Consider the following 23,461-nt stretch of genomic DNA (forward strand, 5'->3'; position numbering starts at 1 on the left):
ACAATGGCGGCAGACAGCAGTCACCCCCCGACGAGCAGGGAGTATGACGACGTGCAGCTCACCCCCCGAACCGGCGCGCGAACGTTCACCAGGCTCCTGACCGGGCTCCTCACCGGTCTCGCCCTCACCGCAGGCGCCCTGGCCGCCCCCGCCTCCGCCCAGGCCCACGCCGCGAGCCCGTACGAGCGCGGCCCCGACCCCACCGACGCCCTCCTGGAGGCGAGCCGCGGCCCGTTCTCGGTCGCGACGCAGAGCGTCTCCTCGCTGGTGCTCGGCTTCGGCGGCGGCGAGATCTACTACCCGACCGACACCAGCCAGGGCACGTTCGGCGCCATCGCCATCTCGCCCGGGTACACGGCCAGGTGGTCCAGCCTCGACTGGCTCGGCCCGAGGATCGCCTCGCACGGCTTCGTCGTGATCGGCATCGAGACCAACACGCTCTACGACCAGCCCGCGAGCCGGGGCCGGCAGTTGCTCGCGGCTCTCGACTACCTGGTCGAGGACAGCTCGCTCACCATCCGCAGCCGCATCGACCCGGACCGGCTCGCGGTGGCCGGGCACTCGATGGGCGGCGGCGGCTCGCTGGAGGCGGCCGACGACCGGCCGTCGCTGCAGGCGGCCGTGCCGATCGCGCCCTGGAACTCCGACAAGTCGTGGCCGGCCGTCCAGGTGCCCACGATGATCATCGGTGGTGAGAGCGACAGCATCGCCCCGGTCTCCACCCACGCGCAGCTCTTCTACGAGAGCATCCCGTCGTCGGCCGAGAAGGCGTACCTGGAGCTGAACGGCGCCAGCCACTTCTTCCCGCAGACCACCAACACCACCATGGCCAAGTCGATGGTGGCCTGGCTCAAGCGGTTCGTGGACGACGACACCCGTTACGAGCAGTTCCTCTGCCCGCCGCCCGGCGGGCTCGCGATCGAGGAGTACCGCCACACCTGCCCCAGCTCCTGACCGTATCCATCGGCCCGGCCCCGCACGTCGCGGGGCCGGGCTCCGGCCGGGGCTCGCCGTCTCAGGGGGACGGCGGGTCGCCGGCCCGCACGCATCTCATGACGAGGAACACGGGGAAGCGGGCGGCCTCGGGTCGCCTGGCCGCCCAGTCGGGGGCCGGCTCCGGCTCGGCCAGCTCGTCCACCCACAGGCCGTGGCGGCGCAGCGTGTCGACATACGTGGCGAGCGTGCGGTGGTTGGCGCCCACGCGGCGGCGCAACGACGACTGCTCACCGTCCGCCCGCCACCAGCCCTCGTCGCGGTAGTCGCCCTCGGACGGCCACGAACCCGACACGCCCGGCCCGCCGGGGAAACACGGGTGCAGCAGCGAGCAGACGAACACCCCGCCGCGCCGCAGCGCCGCGGCGGCGTTCGCCACCGCCCCATCGAGGTCGTCGATGTCCGACAGCCCGAAACTGCACGCCACCGCGTCGAACAGCCCGAGGCCGGCCAGCGCGGCCGGACCTGTGACGTCGGTGTGGAGATAGCGGATGCCCAGGGGCGTCTCGCGTTCGGCGGCCTCCGCCTTGGCGATCAGGGCGGCCGCGAGGTCGGCGGCCACGACGTGGGCGCCCCGGCGGGCGAGCTCGCGGCTGATGCGGCCATGGCCACAGGCGAGCTCCAGCACCCGGCGGCCCGCCACCGGCCCGAGCAGGGCGAGCAGGCGGACGGAGGCCGGGTCGTCGATGGCGTCGCCCCACCCGGACGCGTAGAAGTCGGCGATCTCGTCGTAACGCGCTTCCCCGGCCATGCCCACGACCCTACGGCGCACACCGTCCGCGGACCCGGCCTGTTCGTCCACCGCTGAACAGCGACATGCCGGAAATTTCGCCACATCAGCGGCTCGATGTCGGATTCCCGCGACATCGGGGGCGTCGGTCGGCCCGGGCCCCGGGACGTCGCCGAACGTGACCGCGTCCCATCAGCGGCCGGACGAACCTCACCGTCTCGGTGCTCTGCCGCGCCACCGGCCACCTGTACGCCTACCTGAGCGAGGAGGTCGGCGCCCTGCCGGGCGTGCGGACGGTGAACACCGCCCTCGTCCCGCGCCGGGTCAAGACCCTCACCTACGAACGTCCGCCCCGGTGACGGCCGCGCGGCAAAGAGTGCGCCATGGGCGCGTCTGGTTGTGGTGGTGAGGGCGCCGCGGGGGCCGGTGCGCGGAGGAGGATCTCCCCGGGTCGAGCAGGCACGCGACGTTCAGGCGGGGGTTACGAACATGGGCAGGCCCGGGATCGCGGCGGTCGTCGCGCTCGCCGTACTGAGCGGGACGGGCGCGAGCGCGGCCGCACCCCCGGAGCTGCGGATCACCGCCTCCGTATCCCCCGAGCCGATGGTGGCCGGCGCGCAGGCCGTGTACGCGCTGACCGTCACCAACGCCGGGGGCCGGGACGCCGGCGAGGTCGCCGTCACCGCGACCCTCGACCGCAATGTCGTGCCCGGCCCCCTCCCCGCCGATTGCGGGCTCGCCGCCCGCACCGTCACCTGCGCGGGCCCGGCCGTCCCCGCGGGCCGCGCCGTCACCTACGAGATCCCGTTCACGACCGACCCGGGCCTGGCGGACGGCACGGTGGTCACCCACCAGGCGCAGGTCGCGGGCGGCGACGCCGTCCCGCTGTCCGCCCGGGTCCGCAGCGCGGCCGACGTCGGGATCGTCAAGACCGCCCGGCTCGCGGCGGGCGGGGACCGCGCCACGTACACGGTGACCGTGACCAACCGCGGGCCGTCGCGGGCGGTGGACGTCACCGTGCGGGACTCCGCCGGCGCCGAGCGGGCCACCGTCGTCGACCGCCCGGCCGAGTGCCCGGGCGCCGGGCCGGACCTGGACTGCCCGCTCGGCGCGCTGGTCCCGGAGGAGAGCCGTACGTTCCGCTACACCGTGGCGGCGAACTCCGCCGGCCCGGTGGGAAGCTGCGCCACCGTGCGGGCCGGCGGTCAGGACGACAACCCCGCGAACGACCGGTCCTGCGCGGAGACGATGATCGAGCCCGCCCGGTCGCCGAGCACCCTCCCCAGCCCGGCGGTAACCCCGACGCCGGACGCCCAGGCATCCGAGCCCGCCGAGCAGCCCGCACGCGGAGCCGGCGCGGGTCCCGGCGAACGGGACGGCCGGAAGGTGAAGAACGACCAGGCGCCGCCGGGGGAGGAGGTCACTGGGCGCGACCGTGCGGAGCCCGGCGTGTCCCGGCCCCGTGACGTCGCGAAGGGCGACGCGGTGCGCCCCGCCGACCACGGGCGGCAGGCGCTGCCGCTGACCGGCACGTCGCTGTGGATGCTCGGCCTCGGCGTCGGGGTGCTGCTGGCGATCGGCCTGCTGGTCTCCTGTCTCTCCCGCCGCGACGAGGCCGACCGGCCGCGCTGAGCCGTCAGCGCGGCAGCGGCGGGACGGGCGTCTCGCGGGTCCACGACCCGAGCACGAGGTGCGTCTTGGTGCCGGTCACGTCGCCGGCCCGGCGCAGCCGGTCGATCACCTGCTGGAGGTGGCCGAGGTCGCGCACCCGTACGTGGATGAGCGCGTCCGGGTCACCGGCGATCGTGAACACCGCCTGCACCTCGGGCACGTCGGTGGCAGTGCGGACGATCTCGCTGACCGGCGTCGTGCCGGGGTATCTGAGCTCGGTGAACGCCTCGATGCCCCACCCGAGCTTGGCGTAGTCGATCTGCACGCTGAAGCCGGTGATCACGCCGATCTCGCGCAGCCGGTCCACACGCCGCTTGACCGCCGCCACCGACAGCCCGATCTGCTCGGCCATCTCGGAGAACGTCCTGCGTCCGTCCTCGCGCAGCAGTCTTAACACCTTGTGATCGATCTCGTCCACGTCAGGCACGGAGAACGCCCCCTTCAGGCGCAAATAACATCAGCCACGGAGCCCGCGAACTCATATAGTTTGCGTCTTCCGCCTGCTTTCTCGTCTAATACTTGCGCATATCGTGCCCGCGTTGCTGTGCTGGGAATCTCACGTACGAGACCAAGCACGTACGAAGCCAGGAGGTCGTGAGCGTGAGCGAGACTCCCGCACCTGTGTCGCTCGACGACAAGTACACCGCGGCCGACGGCCGGGTGCTCATCTCCGGGATCCAGGCCCTGGTGCGCCTGACCCTGGAGCAGCGCCGCCTGGACGAGGAGCGCGGCCTCGACACGCGTGCCTTCGTCACCGGTTACCAGGGCTCGCCGCTGGGCGGGCTGGACCTGGAGATGGGCCGGGCCGGGCGGTTCCTTGACCAGGCCGGCGTGGTGTTCCAGCCGGGGCTGAACGAGGAGCTCGCCGCCACGGCGGTGGCCGGCACCCAGCTCCTGGAGCAGGTCCCCGGCCGGCGGCACGCCGGGGTGACCGGCTACTGGTACGGCAAGAACCCCGGCCTCGACCGGGCCGCCGACGCCATCAGGCACGCCAACGTCTCCGGCACCTCGGCGCTCGGCGGCGCGGTGGCCTGGATCGGTGACGACCCCGGCTGCAAGTCCTCGACCCTGCCGAGCTCGTGCGAGCCGATGTGCCAGAGCCTGTCGATGCCGCTGTTCGCGCCCAGCACGGTCGCCGAGATCATCGAGTACGGCCTGCACGCGGTGGCCATGTCGCGGGCGACCGGCCTGTGGGCGGCCATGAAGATCGTCGCGGACCTGGCCGACGCCTCGGCCACCGTGGACCTCGGCCCGCTGCGCGCGGACATCCCCGTCCCCGATGGCGTTTCGCGCGGCCCGGCGCCCGTCCTGCTCGGCGCCGCCGCCCTGGACGCCGAGTACGACATGCTGACCAACCGGCTGGAGGCGGCGCGCGCCTACGCCCGCGCCCACGGCCTGAACCGGATCGTCTCCGGGGCGCGCAACACCGCGCTCGGCATCATCGCCTCCGGCGTCACGTACGCGGTGGTCGAGCGGGCGCTGTCCGACCTCGGCCTGGACGAGGTGGCCAGGGACGAGCTGGGGCTGCGGCTGATCAAGATCGGCATGCCGTTCCCGCTCGCGTACGACGACCTGGCCGAGATGACCCGCGACCTGGAGCGGGTGCTGGTGGTCGAGGACAAGGTGCCGTTCCTGGAGGGCCACCTCAAGCAGGCGCTCTACGGCCGCGGCCGCGTGCCCGCGGTGGTGGGCCGGGAGCTGCTGACCGCCCGGGGCACGCTCAGCGCGGAGGACGTCGCCAAGGCCGTGGCCGCCTGCGTCGGCGAGGACCGGCTGCCCCGCCCGCTCGTCAGGGCCCGGCCCGCGCGCCGCATGCTGCCGCTAGTGGCCGCGCGCACGCCGTACTTCTGCTCGGGCTGTCCGCACAACACCTCGACCCGCGCCTCCGACGGCACGCTGGTCGGCGTGGGCATCGGCTGCCACGCGATGATCGCACTGGACGGGCACGGGCGCGGCACGCAGGTCGGCATCACCCAGATGGGCGGCGAGGGCGCCCAGTGGATCGGGCTCACGCCGTTCACCGACGACCGGCACTTCGTGCAGAACCTCGGCGACGGCACCTTCCACCACTCCGGCTCACTCGCGATCAGGGCGGCCGTGGCGGCCGGGGTGACGATGACGTACAAGCTGCTCTACAACGACGCCGTCGCCATGACCGGCGGGCAGCGCGCGGAGGGCCGGCTCGACGTGCCGGCGATCACCCACGAGCTGGCGGTCGAGGGCGTCAGGAAGATCGTGATCACCACGCCGGAGCCGGAGCGGTATCAGGGCGTGCGCCTGGCGCCGATCGCGTCCGTACGGCACCGCGACGACCTGCCCGAGGTCGAGAAGGAGCTGGCCGCGCTGGACGGCGTGACCGTGCTCGTGCACGACGACCGGTGCGCCGCGGAGGAACGGCGGCTGCGCAAGCGCGGCAAGCTGCCCGCGGCGGAGAAGAAGGTCCTGATCAACGAGCGGGTCTGCGAGGGCTGCGGCGACTGCGGCGAGGCCTCGACGTGCCTGTCCGTGCAGCCGGTCGAGACCGAGTACGGCCGCAAGACGCGCATCCATCAGGCCTCCTGCAACACCGACCTGAGCTGCCTGAAGGGCGACTGCCCGTCGTTCCTGCTGGTCGAGCCGGGCACCCGCGAGCCCAGGAAGGCCCCGCCGCCGCCGGCGAACCCGCCGCACCCCGACTCCAGGGTCGGCGACGAGGTGCTGATCAGGATGCCCGGCATCGGCGGCACCGGCGTGGTGACCGTCTCGCAGATCCTGCAGATGGCCGCCCACCTCGACGGCCTGCACGCCGCCGGGCTGGAGCAGACCGGGCTCGCGCAGAAGGGCGGGCCCGTGGTGAGCGACGTGCGGATCTCCAAGCGGCCGCCCGCGGGGTCGGTGCGCGCCTCGAACGGCGGCGCCGACGTGATCGTCGGGTTCGACGTGCTGGGCGCGGCGGCCGACACCACCCTGGCCGTGGCCTCGCCGGAGCGCACGGTGGCGGTGCTGAACACCGCCGTGGTGCCGACGGCCGCCATGGTGACCGGCCGCGCGCCGGTGCCGGGGCACGCGGACGCGGTCACCAGGGTCGAGTCGGTCACCCGCGAGCGGTTCTGCCTCGACGCGCACGCGCTGGCGGAGGCCCTGTTCGGCGACCACATGCCGGCCAACCTGCTGCTGCTCGGCGCCGCGTACCAGTACGGCTGCCTGCCTGTCGGTGCCGACGCGATCGAGCAGGCCATCCGGCTCAACCGGGCCGCCGTCGAACAGAACCTGGCCGCCTTCCGCTGGGGCCGCGCCGCCGTGGCCGACCCCGAGGCCGTGCGCAGGGCCGTGCTGCCCGCCGAGCCGCCCGAACCGTCCGGGCTGGAGGAGGTCGTGGCCGCCCGGGTCGCCGACCTGACCGGCTACCAGAACGCCGCCTACGCCCGTACGTACGCCGAGGACGTGCGGCGCGTGGCCGCACGCGCGACCGAGCGGGCGGGCGCGGAGGCCGGCACGGCGATCGCCCTCGCCTACGCCCGCGGCCTGCACAAAGTCATGGCCTACAAGGACGAATACGAGGTCGCCCGCCTGCACCTCGACCCCGTCGAGCGGGAGCGCCGGGAGCGGGAGTTCGGCCGCGACGCGCGGGTGTCGGTGCTGCTGCACCCGCCGGTGCTGCGCGCGATGGGCATGAAGCGCAAGATAGAGGTACGCCGCTCCGCCGGGGTGCTGTTCCGCGGCCTGCGGGCGGCGCGGGTATTGCGCGGCACGGCGCTCGACGTGTTCGGCCGGGCCGAGGTGCGCCGCGTCGAGCGCGCGCTCGTCGGCGAGTACCGCGCTCTCGTGCGCGCCGCGCTCGACCGGCTCACCCCGGACACCGCGACGACCGTCGAGGAGATCGCCGGCCTGCCCGACGTGATCCGTGGGTACGAGGACATCAAGCTCGCCCGGGTCGCCGAGTTCCGCGACCGCGCCAAGGCCGCCCTCGGCCGCCTGACCGAGTCCACCCCTCACTAGGAGTTCAACCGTGACCGTCGACCGTCTGCTGCCCGACCAGGACGCCAGGGACCTGATCGACCTGACCAGGGAGATCGCCGACAAGGAGCTGGCGCGCCGGGTGGACGAGCATGAGCGCGCGGAGACGTACCCGGAGGGGTTGTTCGCCACGCTGGGCGCCGCCGGGCTGCTCGGCCTGCCCTACCCCGAGGAGTACGGCGGCGGCGGACAGCCGTACGAGGTGTACCTGCAGGTGATCGAGGAGCTGGCGATGCGCTGGGCGGCCGTCGCGGTGGCCACCAGCGTGCACACGCTCTCGTGCTTCCCCGTGTTCGCGTACGGCACGCGGGAGCAGCGGGAGCGGTGGTTGCCCGACATGCTGGCCGGGCGCCTGATCGGCGGCTACAGCCTGTCCGAGCCGCAGGCCGGCTCCGACGCCGGCGCCCTGGCCTGCAAGGCGGAGCGGGTCGAGACCGGATACCGGATCACCGGCACCAAGGCGTGGATCACCCACGGCGGCCTCGCCGACTTCTACGCCCTGTTCGCCCGCACGGGCTCGGGCTCGCGGGGCGTGTCGTGCTTCCTCGCGCCCGGGTCGGCCGACGGGCTGACGTTCGGGCGGCCCGAGGAGAAGATGGGCCTGCACGCGGTGCCCACCACCACCGCCCACTGGGACGGCGCGGTCCTCACGGCCGACCGGCTGATCGGCGAGGAGGGGCAGGGGCTGCAGATCGCCTTCAGCGCCCTCGACTCCGGCCGCCTCGGCATCGCCGCCTGCGCCACCGGCCTGGCCCAGGCCGCGCTCGACGAGGCCGTGGCGTACGCGCGGCAGCGCGAGACGTTCGGCAAGAAGATCATCGACCACCAGGGGCTCGCGTTCCTGCTGGCCGACATGGCGGCGGGGGTGGACAGCGCGCGGGCGACGTACCTGGACGCGGCGCGGCGCAGGGACGCGGGGCTCGACTACAGCCGCCAGGCGAGCGTGGCCAAACTGGTCGCCACGGACACGGCGATGAAGGTGACGACGGACGCGGTGCAGGTGCTCGGCGGCTACGGGTACACCCGCGAGTTCCGCGTCGAACGCTTCATGCGCGAAGCCAAGATCATGCAGATCTTCGAGGGCACGAACCAGATCCAGCGCCTCGTCATCAGCCGCCATCTCGCCACGTAGCCCTGAACCGCGTGTGCTGGGAAGCGAGCACCTCCGGCCGCGCAGCGGTTCGAAGGCCCATTGCGATCGTCGCCATGGGCACGGAGATCGAGGGGGTCAGGCGGATTGCCTGACCCCGCGGTCGATCGCGCTGGTCAGCCGAGGTACTTCTCCCACGGGCCCGTGATGGCCAAGGTGAGGCCGGGGTCCTGCATGTTGACGAAGAGCACCTTGCCGTCGGCGGTGAAGGTCGGCCCGCAGAACTCCGAGTCGTTGAGCTGGTTGCGGGCGATCGCGTACGTCGGGCCGCCCGGGAACGAGCTGAGCACGTGGGAGGCGCCCGAGCCGTCCTCGGCGAGCACGAGGCTTCCCCATGGGGTGACGGTCACGTTGTCCGGACCGTCGAAGGTGAGGTCGTTGTACTTGACCGGCGTACCCTCCTCCGACGCTGTCTGGTGCGGGAAGTACGTCACCAGCTGGATGGTCTGGGCCCGGTAGTCGTAGAACCAGACCATGCCGTCGTGCGGAGCCGCGTCAGCCGGGAGCTCACCTTCGTCCCACGCGTAGGAGTTGACCACGTAGACGCCCTCGTCGGTGCCCCACACACCCTCGAACTTGCGTCCGCGAGTGACCTGGCCGTCGGCGAACTGCTCGCGCACGGCCTTGGTCTGCGCGTCGCGCTCGGGCACCTCGATCCACCGCACGGGGAAGGGGCGGCCCAGCTGCGCGGAGGTCAGGTAGGCGACGTCCGGCAGCACCGAGCCGTCGTCCATGATGATCTGCATCGCGGCGAGGACGCCGGCGTCCGGAGCGAGGCGGGTGAGCACACCGGGACCGAGCTTGACGCCGCGGGGGGCGGTCCAGCGGTAGAACAGGCCGTTGGGCCCGTCGGCGTCCTCGGAGAGGTAGACGTTGGTGCGGTCCTTGTCGATCGCCAGGGCCTCGTGGGAGTAGCGGCCCAGGCACTTGATCGGCCTCGGGTCCGCGCTGCCGTCGGCCCAGACCTCGAAGACGTAGCCGTGATCCTTCTGGAAGGCGCCAGACCGGCCGTTCTCCTCCCAGTCGTCCCCCGCCCGGTCCTCGGTCTCCTCGCAGGTCAGCCACGTCCCCCAAGGGGTAGGCCCGCCCGCGCAGTTGGAGACGGTGCCGGAGAGCGCGACGAACTCACCGTGGTTGCGGCCCGTGCGGTCGGTCCTGATCACGGTGCAACCGCCGGCGTCGACGGCGCCGGGATCGTAGACAGTGCCCTTGACGTGCGGCACGCCGAACTCGGCGCCCGGGTCGATCTCGTGGTTCTGGATCAGGGTGTAACGGTCGCGGCCGGCGTCGTAGACGGCCATGCCGTCATGGTCGGCCGGGGTCAGTCCTTGACCGCCGTCGAGCCGGGTGACGCCCGTCCGGGTGACCACGGTGTAGCGGAAGCCCTCAGGCAGGGCCAGGATGCCGTCGGGGTCGTCCACGAGCGCTGGGAAGGGCACATGATCGGCCCCAACCGGGCGGGGCCGGCCCGGGTGGGACTGGGCCAGCGACGGGATGCTCCCGGTGATGGCAAGGCCTACGCCGACGGCGCCGCCGGCGAGGAGGGTACGGCGAGAGGGGGACACGTAGGTGAGCTCCTGTTCAAGACGATTACGGCGGCTTTGCCAACCAACTCCTACAAACCGACACCTACGCGTCATTTATGTGATGGGTCGGCGATATTGGAACGAAGAATCAGGGTTACTCAGGCTCGCCGCTCGAAATCAGCGTCGGGTCCTCGGCGTGGGAACATCTCACCGCTGGGGGCTGCCCCTCGTTCCTCGACGCGCAAACCCGATGGACGAGACGGCTCAGGCGATGCGATAGTCCCGCCGTGAGCGCAACCACACCCGCACCCGTCTCGCTGGCCGACGGCCTCGTCCTGCGGCAGGCGCAGCCGGCGGACCTCGACCAGATCGGCACGCTGCTGGCCGATCGCCTTGACCCGGCCGACGTCCTCGACCACCGGTTGGTCGTCACAGATCCCGACGCCGGATGGCCCTCCTGCGCCGTGGTCGTCGACGGCGACCGGGTCGTCTCCACCGTGACGCTCCTGGACGAGGACGTACGCATCGGCGGCATCCACCTGCCTGCCGGCCAGGTCGAACTGGTGGCCACCGACCGCGCGTACGAAGGCCGCGGACTCGTACGGGCGCTCATGCGATGGGCCCACGACCGCTCCGCCGCCCGCGGCCACGTCGTTCAGGTGATGATCGGGATCCCGTACTTCTACCGGCTGTTCGGCTACGAGTACGCCATCGACATACCTCCGGCACTGACCGTCCACACCCCACCGCCCGGCGAGGCGACTTCCGGGCTCCGCGCCGCCCGGCCCGCCGACATCCCCGCCATGACAGCCCTGCAGGAGGCGACCCAGAACCGGTTCGACGTGGCCATGCCGCACTCGGCGGCGTGCTGGCGATGGTTGCTGGCCCACGAGGCGAGCACCCTGTGGATCCTGGAGCACGCCGGCACGGTCGTCGCCACCGGACGCACCACTCCCCCGGGCCCCGAGGTGCTCCTGGCCGAGGCCGCCGCACTGGACGAGGCGGCGGCGCGGGACCTGCTCCGCGGCGTCGCCGCCCTGGCATCCGAGGGCAAGGTGCGGGTCGTTCACCGGTCCGGCACCGTGACCGCCGCCGCCTGGCAGGAGTTCCTCGACCACGAACCGCGCAAGCAGGCGGAGCAGTACTACGTCCGGGTCCCGGACGTCGCGGTGCTGCTCGACCGGCTGCGGCCACTGCTCTGGCACCGCCTCACCACAGCCGGGATCGATCGCGCCGGCCGCGACATCGTCATCTCCACCTTCGGCGCCCACTACCGGATCCCGGTGCACACCGACGGCCTCGGCGAGGTCGTCACCGGCGGCGCGATGCAGGCGCCCGGAGCCCTGGGAGGCGCCGCGGCGGCGCCCGACCAGGTGCCGGCCCTGCTGTTCGGCCCGCACGGATTCGAGGGGCTGACCCGCGTCCGGCCCGACGTCTACGCCAGGGATGAGGAGCTGTTCCAGACACTCTTCCCGCCGCTCACCGCCGATGTGCTCAGCTACTACCTGCCGTACTGACGGGAACGCGTACCGACGGCTCCGAACAGCTGATCACCCTCACTGCGGGAGGCTGCGGCGATCGACCGAGTCACGGCCCCGGCCTGCCGTACGGCTGCCGCTGAGGCGGCCTGACCGGCGGCAACCGCGACGATGTCACCCAGCTCATGCCGCTGCTGCGGGCGATCCCGCCGATGCGTGGCCGGCGGGGTGGGCCCGCCGGCGACCGAAGGCGTCGTACGCCGATCAGGGCTATGACCATGACAAGTACCGTGGGTGACCGAGCAGGCGATAGCCCTGTTGCATGGGTTCCGCCGCCTGCGCATCCGCTGGGAGATCGCGACGACATCCGCGAAGCCTTCATTGACCCTCGCCGTCGCCATCATCTGCTGGCGACGCCTCATCCACTGATCGTTCCGACAGGACTGCTCATAGCAGCCGGGCCCGCGCAGCGTCACAGCCGGGATCTCAGCACGTCGACCTCACAGCCCGGCGCGAACGGGTCGAAGCCGTGCTCGACCAGCCAGCGAACCCCCAGCAGGCTTCGCAACGACCACCACGCGCGGATCACGTCGAGGTCGACGTCGGTGCCATAGCCGGCGACGACGTCGCCGAGGTGCTCCTCGTGTCCGAGCGTCAAGGTGGCGAGGTCGAACAGGGCATCGCCTTGGCCCGCCTCGGACCAGTCGATGATGCCCGTGATCCTGTCGCCGTCGACGAACACGTGAGCGATCTGCAGGTCGCCGTGCGTGAACACCGGAGCCCACGGCCGGAGCGCGGCCTCGGCGACCTGGCGGTTGCGGGTGACCAGGTCGGCGGGCAGGACGCCGTTCGTCACGAGCCACTCGCACTCGCCATCGAGATCCGCCGCCAACTCGTCAGGGCCCCGGCCGGCCCGGCCGGGCCTGGGCGGCAACGGCGCGTCGTGCAGCGTCCGGATGGCGGCGCCCGCCGCGGCCCACGCCGCCGGGGACGCGGTCGACGGCTCGCCGAGGCGGCCGAGCGCCCTCCCCGGGACTGCGGCGATCGCGAGCACCGGCGGCTTGTGCCACAGGACCTTCGGGGTCGGGACCGGCGCCAGGGCCATCGCCTCAACCTCGGCGTGGATGCGTGCCTGATCGGCGTCCACCTTCAGGAACACGTCGCCGACGCGCAGGGTCGCGCGCTCGGAATGGGCGACGACCATTTCGACCTCATCCATGGGCGACGAGTATCCCGGGGATGGTCGTCGACGTCACCGGGTTTATCGCGTGTGATCGCGCGGCTCACCGCGTCCCGCTACCAAGCGGCCTCGGTACGCGACACCGACCGCTGACCAGCCGTCCGACTCGCCGGCGCAGCGACATCCTTGAATTTCATCAGGAGCCAAAGTTCGACAGAAGTGGGATCAGCTTTCTCGGCTTCTGTTCGTTTGCCAGGATCGCGATCGTCTCGATAACGCTCCTACGTGATCCTTTCTGCGAACGGTCCTGCCCGGCGGGTATCCTCTTCGATCCACTGCCGCTACTGAAAAGCTTGAACCTGCTGCCCCGAACATACTGCAGAAGAATGCCGTCTACCGCAGCGATTCCGGTCTTGACAGCCGCAATGGGGGTCCACTCGTTGTGGGTGAACCTCGCGAGCACAAAGCCTCTGCGAGACGCGGCTCTTGTGGACCACCACCAAAACTGAGCGGGTCGCCAGGCACGCGCGGCTCCGTTGTGGGGGCCGAAATCGTCGGGCCGAAGCCGATGGTGAGAACACGGACGCAGCGAAGGACTGCTTGCTGGGCGGCGGTCTGGGTTGTCGTCGCCGACTGTGGATTTGATCTGTCCGGACAAGGTGACGCCGATGGCGTGTTCGATAGAGGATGCAGGGGACGCGCCACCGATCGAAGGCGGTAACTGGAAATGCCAGAATTCGAAAAGGAAGAGTCCAGTGCATCTCGTAAGAACGGTCTACGCGAGTCCGCTGATCGAGCAGGCCGGGACGACTGTGCGGCAGGAGAGGCTCCCGAGCCACCTCGCCCCGGTGGCGCCTCTGCCGGGCGTCGGCGGCGCACCTCCTGGCGCCTGTTCCTGGGCCGGAACGCGGGTGAACGTGCGGGGGTCATCGCCGCAATCACCGGCGTGCTGGCACTCGTGGTGGGCGTGTTGGCATGGCTGCTCCCCCAGAGTGGTGGCAAGAACAGCGATGTGCCGGAGGGATACCTCGGCACTTGGAGAGGTCAGGTGACGATGACCTTCCCCGGCCCATTGGGGGAGGGAAGAGGGACGGGGATTGACGAGATAACGATAGAGCAGGGCAGTATCGGCGACACCGTCGTAGCTCAACGTGCCGTTGACTGGGGTCAGAACAGTGGCTGCTCACGTAGCTGGCAGCTCGCCGAGGTCAAGAGCGACCGCATCATATTGAAGGCCGGCACCACCGACACCCCGGATGACTTGCCCTCGGGAAAGACGTGCCTCGCGGATCTGACCATGAGTGTCCGGCTGACCGACAAGGCGACAATGGTCATTCAGGCAAATTACGAAATCCTCGGGACGGCCACGGGAGCGTTCAGTGGATCTCTGGCACGACAGAGCTGAACGTAGCCGGTCAACCGTCAGGGATCCCTCTCCAAGCGGGTCTCGCCCACCCCTGCCGGTCCTCCTCGCGACCAGGGAGCTGGTCCAGGTTCCCTCGCTCGTGTCACGGGCGTTCGTCAGGGCTTTCGTCCGACGCCGACGTACAGGTCCATGTCCGGAGTCTCGTCTTCGAAGGGCGCATCGGCCGCGACGGGGTTCCATCTGGCCGCCGGCACCAGGCCGGGGTCGACCATTTCCATCCCCTCGAAGAACGCGGCAAGCCGTTCGGGCGTGGACAGGTAGATGGGCGGGTTGCCGAACGCCTCGTTGTACGCGGCCGCGGCGCGGTTCATGTTCTCGGGTTTCAGGACGTTCGTGTTGACGGAGATCACCAGATGGCTGCCCGGGACGAGGGCGTCCATGAGCGTCCTGACGATGGCCAGCGCTTCGGCGTCCTCGGCGATGTGATTGAGGACGCCGAGCAGCATCACCGCGACAGGTTCGCCGAACTCGAGCGTCTTCGCGGCGGCGGACAATATCTCGCGGGGTTCCCGCAGGTCGGCGTCGATGTAGTCGGTCGCGCCCTCGATGCTGCTGGTCAGCAGGGCCTTCGCGTGGGCGAGCACGACCGGGTCGTTGTCGACGTACACGATGCGGCTCTCGGGCGCGGCGCGCTGCGCCACCTCGTGGGTGTTGTCGGCCACCGGCAGGCCGGTGCCTATGTCGAGGAACTGGCGGATGCCGCGCTCGCGCACCAGATGGTCGACGGCGCGGCGCAGGAAGGCCCGGTTGTGCCGCATCATCGCGACCATCTCGGGTTCGGCCTGGACGACCTGCTCGCCGATCACTCGGTCGATGTCGAAGTGGTCCTTGCCACCGAGCCAGTAGTTGTAGATGCGGGCGGAGTGCGGCACGTCCGTGCGGATCAGTTTCTCGGGACCGTGCTCACCGGGGGGTCGCTCCTGCGTGGTCATGTCCCGGAGCGTACGTCGACCGGACTGACTCGGGAAGGTTCTTGATCGAAGACCGACGTACGGACATCGGCGGAAGCTCGCCGTCGTGTCTTCGGGGCTTGAACGATCACCTTGCCGTAGTCCGGCGGCCCCGGTCATCGGGAGCAGACGGAACAGCGGCGGTCGGGAGCGGGCGGCGCCCGTGGAACCGCGTCAGGTCCAGGTCGCGGTCTCGGGGTCGATGCCCCGATCGCGGGCGTTGGCGTCGATGATGTCGCGTAGCCACAAGGTGAGGCCGGGCTCCATGGCGTCGTAGTAGGCCGCGAAACCGGGGTCGGCGACGTACATCCGTCCCAGGCACACGTGCATGGAGTGGGTGCAGTGAAAATAGGCGTCGATCGATGCTCGGTGCCGCTCGGCGAGTGTGTTCCCCTCGGCACTTCCGGGCCTGACGCCCGTGCGTTTCGCGGCGGCCAGGTCATCGTGCAGAGCGGACGTGCTTTCCGCGAGCTGCCGCCAATCCTCGGCCGTCCTGCCCGCCGAACGTTCGGCGTACTGCGCCCACTGAGCCGTGTCACCCCAACGGTCGCGCGCCTCGGCGACCCATGACGGTTGCCACTGCTTGCCGAAGATCGCGACTTGTTCCTCGGCGGAGAGCAAGATACCGGCGCTCGCGGCCTCGATCATGCGGTCAACCGCATTGACCATCCCTTGCAGGCGGGAGATGCGTTCGACGAGCTGTGCGCGCTGTCGCCGCAGCGACACGGTCGCGTCGATCGCCGGGGCGTCGAGGAGCTCACCGATGTCGTCGAGGGGCAGGCCGAGCTCGCGGTAGATGAGCACTCTGTGGATGCGGGCGACGTCGCCCGCCGAGTAGAGCCGGTAGCCACCGATGGTGCGCCCGGACGGACGGACCAGCCCGATCGCATCCCAATGGTGGAGAGTTCGGACGGTCACGCCGACGAGGGATGCCGTGGCCCCGACGGTGAGACCGTCGGGTGCCACTGCGTCGTCGGCGGCACCGTTCGTCATGCCGTCCAGTCTGACAGCCGCGACGCGGGGTGACGCAGTCAGAGCCGTCGTTCTCACGCCCCCGGGATCTCGAAGCCCATGGCTTGGAGATTCCGCGCTTCGGCGCTGTGAGGGTCGAGGGGGCGAGCGGCCGTCAGGATGACCCGGACGTTCTCGGGCGTGACGACTTCCAGGTCCACCGTGTTCCACGGGGTCTGCCGCGGTCCCGTGGTGCAGCCGGGCAGCAGCTCCTCACAGGCCGCCGCCGCTTCGTCGATCTGGCTCAGCACGCACGAGAAGCTGACACTTATCGCGGGAACCTCGGAGGATCGGCCCGTCGGCACAAGGAGCACGTCCTGGAACGCCCACCGTCGAAGGTGTGTGACTGCGCCGGGGATGGTGAACAGATCGATGAAGCCGAGCCCGCGAAGCCAGAAGTCGGCGGAGGCGGCCAGGTCGGACGTCGGCACTGTGACGAACATCGGCATGCCGTAGATGCCCCGGTAGACCTCGGGCGGTTTCACGTCGAGCGCGGGAGTGGGAACAGGGCTGATGTCGAATGCGGGATAGTGGTCGGCCATGCACCCACCCTGGAGCCTTACGTAACGTCAGGGTCAAGCTCGATATTTCCGCACCTCGCGGACGGTCGCGGCATCCGCGTGTCGGCCCTGCTTCATGCCTCTGACCAACCATCCATTTCCCGCACCCGGGCGGCGCGCTATCGTGCGAACGGTGAGTGATGTGATCGATGGTCACCGCGAGCGGGTGCGGGCCGCCGACCCGCTGGTCGCCGTCACGGATCTCGGCGAAGACCTGATCGAGACCGTCAACGCCGTCGGCGCGCCGTCGGTGGCCACGGCCGGCCCCGACGCCCGGTCGGTGCCCTGGGGTCCCCTGACCACCCGCACGCTCCACGCCAGGGTCGCGGGTGACGACCCCGCGGACTCCCTCGGGCGTCTCCTCGACCGCTGGATCTCGGCTCTCGACGCCGAGCCTGATTCCGGGCTCGTGGTGAGCTGGCCGAGCCGGGACACCGCGCCTGTCGCAGCACTGGTCAGGCGGGGGTTCGCGCCGCGGTCCGTGCTCGCCGTCCGCGTCTGTCCCCCTTCGGCCGGTGGGCGGCCATCCGCTGGTGTACGGCGGGCCGTGGCGGATGATCTGGATGCCATGTGCCGGCTGTACCTGGAGCTGATCGCCTACGAGGCGCAGTTCGGCTGGGTTCCGGTGTTGCCGTGGACACCCGCCGCCGCCCGGGCCGAGCTCGAGGAGAAGCTCACGCGTGACGACGGCTGGTGCTGGCTGGCCGAGCAGGACGGTGAAGTCGTCGGCATGCTGTCGGTCCACCACCCCGATCACGCGGGGTGGATCGCGCCTGCCGTGGCGGCTTCGTCGCCCGTGGCGTACGTGGGTTCCCTGTACGCCCGCCCGGGCGGCAGGGGCCGCGGCATCGGCGCCGCACTGGCCGGCCACGCCCATGCCGAGGTGGCGTCGGCAGGCGTCGACACCGTGCTGGTGCACTACGCGGCTCCGAACCCGTTGTCCGTGCCCTTCTGGTCCCGCCAGGGCTACCGGCCGCTCGTCACGACGTGGGGACGGTGGTCCCAGCAGCCGTGACGCAGCAGCGCGCCGACGATCACGACGTGACAGGCCCGCCGTCGCCGCCGGGCGGCCGTACGTCAGGGCCGGTGACGGCGGGCGCCTCGACGTCAGGCGCAGCTCGCTCGGCCATCTCGGCGCCGCGGGCACCGGGCCGGGGCTCGCATGGGGCAAGGGCAGCACCGGCGGGATCAGCGACTCCTCCGTGGAGAGCAACCACGTCGGCCTGGCTCTCACCGGATCCGAGCGGGTCGTGATCGACCAGGTCGAGGTCACCGGGTCCGCGGAGGCCGGCGTGCTGCTGCACGGGGACACGCGCACCCGGATCACCGGGCTGGGCACCGACGCCAACGGCGGCGACGGGCTGCGGATCAGCGGCGGCGGGGACCGTACGGTGACGGAGGTCGTCGCGCGCCGGAACAAGGGCTTCGGCGTGAGCGCGGCCGGCTCGCCCGGGCTCGTGCCGAACGGGACGCAGACCGGTGCGAACGGCGAGGGCGGCGTCCACCTGTCCTCCTGCTCCCGGTGCCGGCTGGAGGACCCGGGCGCCGCCGACGAGCCGATCGCCGTCCAGATCACCGGATCGGGCAGCGCGTCGATCCGGGTGCTGGAGGCGCGCATCCGCGGCGGCACGACCGGCGTCCAGGCCACGCGCACGGCGTCCGGCACCCGGCTGACCGGCCTCGCCATCAGGTCGGCAGCCGTTTCCACCACAACTATTTCGGCGTCTACACCTACAACGCGCACGGCATGAACGTCATCGGCAACGAGTACGACCACAACATCTCGTACGGGCTCGACCCGCACGACGACTCCGACCACCTGACCATCACCGGGAACAGCTTCCACGACAACGGCAACCACGGCCTGATCTGCTCCAAGGGCTGCGACCACCTGCTGATCGCGGGCAATCACAGCTACCGCAACGGCATCCCGCCGTACATCCCGGAGGGCGACGAGGATCCGACGGACAACCAGGTCCACGGCATCATGCTGCACCGCGGCGTGACCGACACGATCGTGGAGGACAACGTCGTCGACGACCACCCGAACGGCGCCGGCATCGCGATCTTCGACAGTGTCGGGAACGTCGTCAGGAACAACGAGATCACCGGCGCGGAGTACGGGCTGCGGTACAGCGTCGGCACCAGGGACACCGCGACCACCGGCAACGTCGTCACGGACAGCGCCAAGTACGCCGTCTTCACCTACCAGGGCTCCGACCTGCCCGTCCACACCGGCACGTCGGGCCGCCCGGCGAACCTGCTGTTCAGCGGCAACACCTTCGACGGCGCCGACAGCAACATCGTGAAGGTCAACGACGCCGACGGCGTGCGCTTCACCGGGAACGTCTTCACCGGCTCGACGGGCGCGGTCCGGATGCAGAACAGCACGGACACGGCGTACGCCGGCAACTCCTAGCCGTCCTCGCTGACCCACGCCACCTTCGGTTCGCCGGCGACGGCCTCCTCGACGGTGTTCCAGCAGATCACCGCCCCCGTCAAGGTGAGCGTGGACGGCAACAGCTCCACGGCGTTCACCAACGGCGACGGGACGATCTACGGCGGGAGCGTCCCGACGACGCTCACGCCCTCCGGCGGCTCCCTGCTCCTGACCTCCGGGCTGATCGGCACCTCGCCGGTGACCGTGTCCCCCACGCGGGTGAAGGCGGTGCCGGCGGCGGGCGCGGTCGCCGCGCGGGTGAGCGGCTCGGGCGTGTACGTGACCGGCGCGGCGGGCGTCCCGGTGGGCTTCACGGTCGACGGGCTCGCGGCCGGCACGGCGTACCGGGTGACGCGCGGCGGCTCCACGGTGGCGACGGCGACGGCGGACGCGTCCGGGCTGATCACCTTCACCGACGCCCCGCCGGTCTCCACCGAGGTCGGCTACCAGATCTCCGCGGTCCTCCCGTGACCCGCCGGACTCGCCTGCGCCCTGCTCGCCTCCGGCGGGGCGGACGCGGGCCGAGCCGCGTCTTCCCCGCCGGTGGTGCTGCCCGGCGGCGGCGGGGAGACGTCCACGCCGTCCCCGGAGGGCGTCCCGCTGGCGCACGGGGCGGCCGGCTTCTTCGGCGACGCCCTCACCCCGTCGGACCACGGCGCCTTCGGGCTCGCCGACCGGGCCTGGGTGATCCCGTCGGACGATCCGCGTTTCTCCAGCGTCCTGCGCGTGCTGTTCCCGGCCGGATCGGCCAGCCGGACGTCCTCCAGGGCCGACGGCACGCCCGAGGGCGGCGCCCAGCTCTATCTGCTCCTCGACGACGGCCCCGTCGAGTCGGTACGGCTCTCCTACCACGTGCGTTTCCCCGCCGGCTTCGCCTTCGTCAAGGGCGGAAAGCTGCCCGGCATGTTCGGCGGCACCGAGATGAACGGCGGCCGGATCCCGGACGGCACCGACGGCCTGTCGACGCGGTTCATGTGGCGCAGGAACGGCGCCGGCGAGGTGTACGCGTACCTGCCGACGTCGCAGGAGCACGGGACCTCGCTGGGCCGCGGCTCCTGGACGTTCCCCGTCGGCCGGTGGGCGCGGCTGGAGCACGAGCTCCGGCTGAACACCCCGGGCCGCGCGGACGGGTCGATCACCGTGTGGCTCGACGGCCGGAAGGTGCTGAGCCAGGCGGATCTGGTCTTCCGGAGCACGGCCGAGCTGAAGATCGACGGAGTGTTCTTCTCGACCTTCTTCGGCGGGGACGACGCGAGCTGGTCGAGCCCGGCCGACCAGCACGTCGGCTTCGCCGGTTTCGAGCTGACCAGGTGATCGCGTCAGGCCCTGCGGTCGCGTAGCTCCGTCAGGGTGGCCGCCGTCAGGGGGCGGGGGGCGTCGTCGGGTTCGATGAGGATGACCGTGCAGGTCGCCGCGTGGGTGAGGGCGGTGGTGAAGCTGCCGTCGGCGAACTGGAGCAGCGGCCCGCGCGGGGAGCGGCCGACGGCGACCGTGCGGGCGCCCGTTTCGGCGGCGTGGCGGGCCAGGGCGCGGCCGGCGGCGGCGTGGTCGCCGACGCTGGTGAGGACGTGGCCGGTCGCGGCGACGCCGTGCGCGGCGAGCCGGTCCAGGTGGGCGGTGACGGCGGCGCGGGCCTGGTCGTGGGTCTCGGTCTCGATGACCTGTTCCTCGACGACGGCGGTCTCGGAGACGTGGACGACGTCCAGCACGCTGCCGCTCTCCCGGGCGTACCGCGCGGCCGTGTCGACGATCGAGGCGGCGTTGTCGTACCCGCCGACGGCCACGACGAGCAGCGGCCGGTCGGCGGGCACCGCGCGGCCGACCGGCGTGAGCGCCGGTTCGACGGGCTCGCCTTGGCCGAGTTGCCGCTCGGCCTGGCGAAGCAGCCGATGCCCGCTGGCGAGGACCGGGACGGCCAGCACGAACGTGGCGGCGCCGAGGTAGAAGGGCACGCTGAGGTCGGAGGCGTCGGCGAGCTTGCCGGCGACGAACGGGGCCAGCCCGCCGCCGATGAAGCGCAGGAAGCCGTAGGCGGAGGAGGCCACCGGGCGCTCGACCGGAGAGACGAGCATGACCGCCTGGGTGGTGAGGGTGTTGTTGATGCCGATGAAGGCGCCGCTGACGATGACGGCGACGATCACCACGGCGGGCGTCCGCACGCCGGCCGCGATGACGGCCATCACGATCGCGAGGCCGAGCAGGTTGGCGTACAGCACGGGCGCGGTGCCGAAGCGGGACTGCAGGCGCGGCGCGAAGAACACGCTGAAGGCGGCCACGAGCAGGCCCCAGCCGGTGAAGACCAGCCCGAGGTGATGGGCGTCGAGCTCCATCGGGTACGGGGCGTAGCCCAGCATGGTGAAGAAGCCCCAGTTGTACAGCAGGGCCATGATGCCCATGGTCAGCAGACCGCGGTGACGCAGCGCCTTGAGCGGGGCCGTCACCGAGGTGGGCCGGTCGGGCTTGGGCGTGGCGGGGACGAAGAGGAGGGTCGCGATCAGGGCGATGGCCATGAGGACGGCCACGCCGAAGAAGGGGCCGCGCCAGCTGATCCCGCCGAGCACGCCGCCGAGCAGGGGGCCGACGGCGATGCCGAGGCCGAGGGCGGTCTCGTACAGGATGATGGCGCCGGCGAAGCCGCCGCTGGCGGAGGCGACGATGACGGCCAGCGAGGTCGCGATGAACATCGCGTTGCCCAGGCCCCAGCCGGCGCGGAAGCCGACGATGCCGTTGATGGAGCCGGTGGCGCCCGCGAGGGCGGCGAAGACCACGATGACGGCCAGGCCGATGACCAGGGTCCGCTTGGCGCCGATCCGGCTGGAGATCCAGCCGACGATGAGCATCGCGACGGCGGTGACGATGAGGTAGCTGCTGAAGAGCAGGGAGACCTGGCTCGGGGTGGCGTTCAGGCTCTCGGCCAGGGCGGGCAGGATCGGATCGACCAGGCCGATGCCCATGAACGAGATGACGCAGGCGAACGCGACGGCCCAGACGGCCCTGGGCTGCTTGAAAGGGCTGGCGGTCTTTCCGTGGGGTGTGCTCATGTTCCGTTTCTCTTGGATGTCGTGAGGGGCGGGGTCAGGAACGCGGCGGCCGGCGCTCCTGGATCACCCCGGCCAGTGCGGGCAGGGCGACCGCGACGGCGTGCTGCTCCTGCTCGGTCAGCTCGTCGACCAGTTGCTGGAGCGCCAGGGCGCGTTCGGCGCGCCGTCGCAGGAACACCTCCACTCCGGTGTCGGTGACCTCGACCAGGACGCCGCGTCCGTCGCTGTGATCGGCGGTGCGCCGTACGAGGTCCCCGCGTTCCAGGCGGTTGACGAGCTGCGACATGTTCGGCTGGGAGACGCCTTCCGCGCGCGCGAGTTCGGTCAGCCGCTGCGGCCCTTCGCGGGCCAGGCGGCTCAGCACGAAGGAGGCGGCGCTGCTGAGCCCGCCCGTGGTCGCGCTCAGGCGGACGTGCCGCACCAGCTGTTCCACGGCGATCGTCAAAGCGTCGGCGGAACCCTGCGGGATCGCCACGTCCATAAGGGGCTTATGCATAGGTGCATTATGGACTTCCGCTTTTCCGGCAAACGACCCACCCCCGGCGAAGTCGGCGAATATCACTGCCATGGCCGGAGAAAGTGCGGGTATGGATCGCACCATGATCTTCTTGAGACGGGCAGCACATGTCGCCGTCCTCGCCCTGATGGTCATCCCGATCGCCGCCGTCCTCGCCGCCAAGCCGGCGGCGGCCGAACAACGCAAGCGGTCGCAGGCCGCCGCCCTCGCCCGCAGCATGCTGACCCAGCTCAAGATCGCCAGGCCGTTGTCCATCAGCGGCTACAGCCGCGCGAAGTTCCAGCCCAGCTGGCCGAACCGCAGGGGGAAATGCAGCACGCGGGAGATCGTGCTGGCCCGCGACGCACGGAGCATCCGCCGCGACTCCCGCTGCCATCCCGTCCGGGGCTCCTGGTTCAGCCCCTACGACGGCAAGCGGCTGAAGAGCGAGAAGAACGTGGACGTCGACCACCTGGTGCCGCTCTCCTACGCCTGGCGCTCGGGCGCCAAGCGGTGGAGCCCGGCCAAACGACGCGCCTTCGCCAACGACCTCACCCGCCCGGAGCTCATCACCGTCAGCCACTCCGCCAACATCGCCAAGGGCGGCAAGGGGCCGCAGAGCTGGCGTCCGCAACGCCGGGCTTACTGGTGCCGGTACGCGACCTCATGGATCACCGTCAAACACCACTACGGGCTCTTCGTGACGAGCAGGGAGCGGGTGGCTCTGCTCAACATGCTGCGCACCTGCTGAGGGACGCGCCTGGCGGACGTGGGTGTGCGGAGGAACGGCCGCGTCCGCCCGGTTTTCACGTT

General features: G+C 71.2%; 22 protein-coding genes and 1 pseudogene. 14 read left to right on the forward strand and 9 right to left on the reverse strand.

The window, feature by feature from the left end:
- Positions 1–3 precede the first annotated feature (3 nt).
- Positions 4–954: an alpha/beta hydrolase family protein gene (locus ACIBP6_RS21415; protein WP_397054606.1), complete on the forward strand. Its 951-nt coding sequence runs from the start codon at positions 4–6 to the stop codon at positions 952–954.
- 61 nt (positions 955–1,015) lie between these two features.
- Here ACIBP6_RS21415 and ACIBP6_RS21420 read toward each other — a convergent pair whose 3' ends face one another.
- Positions 1,016–1,744 (reverse strand): class I SAM-dependent methyltransferase, encoded by a 729-nt coding sequence (locus ACIBP6_RS21420; RefSeq protein ID WP_397054608.1) that lies wholly within the window; start codon positions 1,742–1,744, stop codon positions 1,016–1,018.
- Between the two features lie 200 nt (positions 1,745–1,944).
- Between ACIBP6_RS21420 and ACIBP6_RS21425 the strand changes: the two genes are divergently transcribed.
- Together ACIBP6_RS21425 and ACIBP6_RS21430 are read left to right on the forward strand one after the other, a co-directional pair.
- Positions 1,945–2,082: a hypothetical protein gene (locus ACIBP6_RS21425; protein WP_397054609.1), complete on the forward strand. Its 138-nt coding sequence runs from the start codon at positions 1,945–1,947 to the stop codon at positions 2,080–2,082.
- 130 nt (positions 2,083–2,212) lie between these two features.
- On the forward strand, positions 2,213–3,355 hold the full coding sequence (locus ACIBP6_RS21430; RefSeq protein WP_397054610.1) for a hypothetical protein: 1,143 nt from the start codon (positions 2,213–2,215) through the stop codon (positions 3,353–3,355).
- A 4-nt stretch (positions 3,356–3,359) separates the two neighbouring features.
- On the opposite strand, the gene ACIBP6_RS21435 is transcribed toward ACIBP6_RS21430, so the two are convergent.
- Positions 3,360–3,821 (reverse strand): Lrp/AsnC family transcriptional regulator, encoded by a 462-nt coding sequence (locus tag ACIBP6_RS21435; RefSeq protein WP_132608662.1) that lies wholly within the window; start codon positions 3,819–3,821, stop codon positions 3,360–3,362.
- A 173-nt stretch (positions 3,822–3,994) separates the two neighbouring features.
- On the opposite strand from ACIBP6_RS21435, the gene ACIBP6_RS21440 reads away from it, so the two are divergent.
- Both ACIBP6_RS21440 and ACIBP6_RS21445 read left to right on the forward strand, forming a co-directional pair.
- On the forward strand, positions 3,995–7,372 hold the full coding sequence (locus tag ACIBP6_RS21440) for an indolepyruvate ferredoxin oxidoreductase family protein (protein ID WP_397054611.1): 3,378 nt from the start codon (positions 3,995–3,997) through the stop codon (positions 7,370–7,372).
- A 10-nt stretch (positions 7,373–7,382) separates the two neighbouring features.
- Positions 7,383–8,522, forward strand: coding sequence for an acyl-CoA dehydrogenase family protein (locus ACIBP6_RS21445; RefSeq protein ID WP_397054613.1), 1,140 nt, complete (start codon positions 7,383–7,385; stop codon positions 8,520–8,522).
- Positions 8,523–8,656: 134 nt separating this feature from the next.
- Here ACIBP6_RS21445 and ACIBP6_RS21450 read toward each other — a convergent pair whose 3' ends face one another.
- On the reverse strand, positions 8,657–9,979 hold the full coding sequence (locus tag ACIBP6_RS21450) for an alkaline phosphatase PhoX (RefSeq protein WP_397054615.1): 1,323 nt from the start codon (positions 9,977–9,979) through the stop codon (positions 8,657–8,659).
- A gap of 374 nt (positions 9,980–10,353) precedes the next feature.
- On the opposite strand from ACIBP6_RS21450, the gene ACIBP6_RS21455 reads away from it, so the two are divergent.
- Positions 10,354–11,583 carry a GNAT family N-acetyltransferase gene (locus ACIBP6_RS21455; protein WP_397054617.1) on the forward strand — a complete coding sequence of 410 codons (1,230 nt, stop codon included), beginning with the start codon at positions 10,354–10,356 and terminating at the stop codon, positions 11,581–11,583.
- Between the two features lie 110 nt (positions 11,584–11,693).
- A pseudogene (locus ACIBP6_RS46835) lies at positions 11,694–11,898 on the forward strand (IS5/IS1182 family transposase); the annotation flags it as partial.
- Between the two features lie 118 nt (positions 11,899–12,016).
- On the opposite strand, the gene ACIBP6_RS21465 reads toward ACIBP6_RS46835, so the two are convergent.
- Positions 12,017–12,763, reverse strand: coding sequence for a phosphotransferase family protein (locus ACIBP6_RS21465; RefSeq protein ID WP_397054621.1), 747 nt, complete (start codon positions 12,761–12,763; stop codon positions 12,017–12,019).
- A 907-nt stretch (positions 12,764–13,670) separates the two neighbouring features.
- On the opposite strand from ACIBP6_RS21465, the gene ACIBP6_RS21470 reads away from it, so the two are divergent.
- Positions 13,671–14,129 (forward strand): hypothetical protein, encoded by a 459-nt coding sequence (locus ACIBP6_RS21470; RefSeq protein ID WP_397054623.1) that lies wholly within the window; start codon positions 13,671–13,673, stop codon positions 14,127–14,129.
- A 116-nt stretch (positions 14,130–14,245) separates the two neighbouring features.
- Here ACIBP6_RS21470 and ACIBP6_RS21475 read toward each other — a convergent pair whose 3' ends face one another.
- The 3 genes from ACIBP6_RS21475 to ACIBP6_RS21485 form a co-directional block, all read right to left on the reverse strand.
- Positions 14,246–15,082 (reverse strand): SAM-dependent methyltransferase, encoded by an 837-nt coding sequence (locus ACIBP6_RS21475; protein ID WP_397054625.1) that lies wholly within the window; start codon positions 15,080–15,082, stop codon positions 14,246–14,248.
- A 192-nt stretch (positions 15,083–15,274) separates the two neighbouring features.
- Positions 15,275–16,093 (reverse strand): MerR family transcriptional regulator, encoded by an 819-nt coding sequence (locus ACIBP6_RS21480; protein WP_397054627.1) that lies wholly within the window; start codon positions 16,091–16,093, stop codon positions 15,275–15,277.
- A gap of 53 nt (positions 16,094–16,146) precedes the next feature.
- Positions 16,147–16,653 carry a VOC family protein gene (locus tag ACIBP6_RS21485; RefSeq protein ID WP_397054629.1) on the reverse strand — a complete coding sequence of 169 codons (507 nt, stop codon included), beginning with the start codon at positions 16,651–16,653 and terminating at the stop codon, positions 16,147–16,149.
- A gap of 151 nt (positions 16,654–16,804) precedes the next feature.
- On the opposite strand from ACIBP6_RS21485, the gene ACIBP6_RS21490 reads away from it, so the two are divergent.
- The 5 genes from ACIBP6_RS21490 (at position 16,805) to ACIBP6_RS21510 (ending at position 20,425) form a co-directional block, all read left to right on the forward strand.
- Positions 16,805–17,686 (forward strand): GNAT family N-acetyltransferase, encoded by an 882-nt coding sequence (locus tag ACIBP6_RS21490; RefSeq protein WP_397054631.1) that lies wholly within the window; start codon positions 16,805–16,807, stop codon positions 17,684–17,686.
- 172 nt (positions 17,687–17,858) lie between these two features.
- A complete protein-coding gene (locus tag ACIBP6_RS21495; protein ID WP_397055379.1) occupies positions 17,859–18,422 on the forward strand; it encodes a right-handed parallel beta-helix repeat-containing protein in 564 nt (187 codons plus the stop codon).
- Positions 18,419–19,090, forward strand: a complete 672-nt coding sequence (locus tag ACIBP6_RS21500) for a right-handed parallel beta-helix repeat-containing protein (RefSeq protein ID WP_397054633.1) — start codon at positions 18,419–18,421, stop codon at positions 19,088–19,090. The genes ACIBP6_RS21495 and ACIBP6_RS21500 overlap by 4 nt, the downstream gene beginning before the upstream one ends.
- Before the next feature lie 90 nt (positions 19,091–19,180).
- Positions 19,181–19,582 (forward strand): hypothetical protein, encoded by a 402-nt coding sequence (locus ACIBP6_RS21505; RefSeq protein WP_397054635.1) that lies wholly within the window; start codon positions 19,181–19,183, stop codon positions 19,580–19,582.
- 72 nt (positions 19,583–19,654) lie between these two features.
- The gene (locus ACIBP6_RS21510; RefSeq protein ID WP_397054637.1) at positions 19,655–20,425 is read left to right on the forward strand and encodes a polysaccharide lyase; all 771 of its coding nucleotides are present in this window, start codon (positions 19,655–19,657) and stop codon (positions 20,423–20,425) included.
- A gap of 5 nt (positions 20,426–20,430) precedes the next feature.
- On the opposite strand, the gene ACIBP6_RS21515 is transcribed toward ACIBP6_RS21510, so the two are convergent.
- On the reverse strand, positions 20,431–22,152 hold the full coding sequence (locus ACIBP6_RS21515; protein ID WP_397054639.1) for an MFS transporter: 1,722 nt from the start codon (positions 22,150–22,152) through the stop codon (positions 20,431–20,433).
- 34 nt (positions 22,153–22,186) lie between these two features.
- Positions 22,187–22,648, reverse strand: coding sequence for a MarR family winged helix-turn-helix transcriptional regulator (locus tag ACIBP6_RS21520; RefSeq protein ID WP_397054641.1), 462 nt, complete (start codon positions 22,646–22,648; stop codon positions 22,187–22,189).
- Between the two features lie 103 nt (positions 22,649–22,751).
- Here ACIBP6_RS21520 and ACIBP6_RS21525 point away from each other — a divergent pair, with 103 nt between their 5' ends.
- Positions 22,752–23,399: an HNH endonuclease family protein gene (locus ACIBP6_RS21525; RefSeq protein WP_397054643.1), complete on the forward strand. Its 648-nt coding sequence runs from the start codon at positions 22,752–22,754 to the stop codon at positions 23,397–23,399.
- The last annotated feature ends 62 nt before the right edge of the window (positions 23,400–23,461 follow it).

This window comes from Nonomuraea terrae, from assembly GCF_044465245.1.
Taxonomy (GTDB): Bacteria; Actinomycetota; Actinomycetes; order Streptosporangiales; family Streptosporangiaceae; genus Nonomuraea; species Nonomuraea terrae.

Coding starts and splice junctions, on each gene's coding strand:
- ACIBP6_RS21500 (WP_397054633.1), top strand. CDS start 18,419: ATGAACGTCATCGGCAACGAGTACGACCACAACATCTCGTACGGGCTC.
- ACIBP6_RS21465 (WP_397054621.1), bottom strand. CDS start 12,763: ATGGATGAGGTCGAAATGGTCGTCGCCCATTCCGAGCGCGCGACCCTG.
- ACIBP6_RS21420 (WP_397054608.1), bottom strand. CDS start 1,744: ATGGCCGGGGAAGCGCGTTACGACGAGATCGCCGACTTCTACGCGTCC.
- ACIBP6_RS21515 (WP_397054639.1), bottom strand. CDS start 22,152: ATGAGCACACCCCACGGAAAGACCGCCAGCCCTTTCAAGCAGCCCAGG.
- ACIBP6_RS21475 (WP_397054625.1), bottom strand. CDS start 15,082: ATGACCACGCAGGAGCGACCCCCCGGTGAGCACGGTCCCGAGAAACTG.
- ACIBP6_RS21430 (WP_397054610.1), top strand. CDS start 2,213: ATGGGCAGGCCCGGGATCGCGGCGGTCGTCGCGCTCGCCGTACTGAGC.
- ACIBP6_RS21485 (WP_397054629.1), bottom strand. CDS start 16,653: ATGGCCGACCACTATCCCGCATTCGACATCAGCCCTGTTCCCACTCCC.
- ACIBP6_RS21520 (WP_397054641.1), bottom strand. CDS start 22,648: ATGCATAAGCCCCTTATGGACGTGGCGATCCCGCAGGGTTCCGCCGAC.
- ACIBP6_RS21415 (WP_397054606.1), top strand. CDS start 4: ATGGCGGCAGACAGCAGTCACCCCCCGACGAGCAGGGAGTATGACGAC.
- ACIBP6_RS21525 (WP_397054643.1), top strand. CDS start 22,752: ATGATCTTCTTGAGACGGGCAGCACATGTCGCCGTCCTCGCCCTGATG.
- ACIBP6_RS21480 (WP_397054627.1), bottom strand. CDS start 16,093: ATGACGAACGGTGCCGCCGACGACGCAGTGGCACCCGACGGTCTCACC.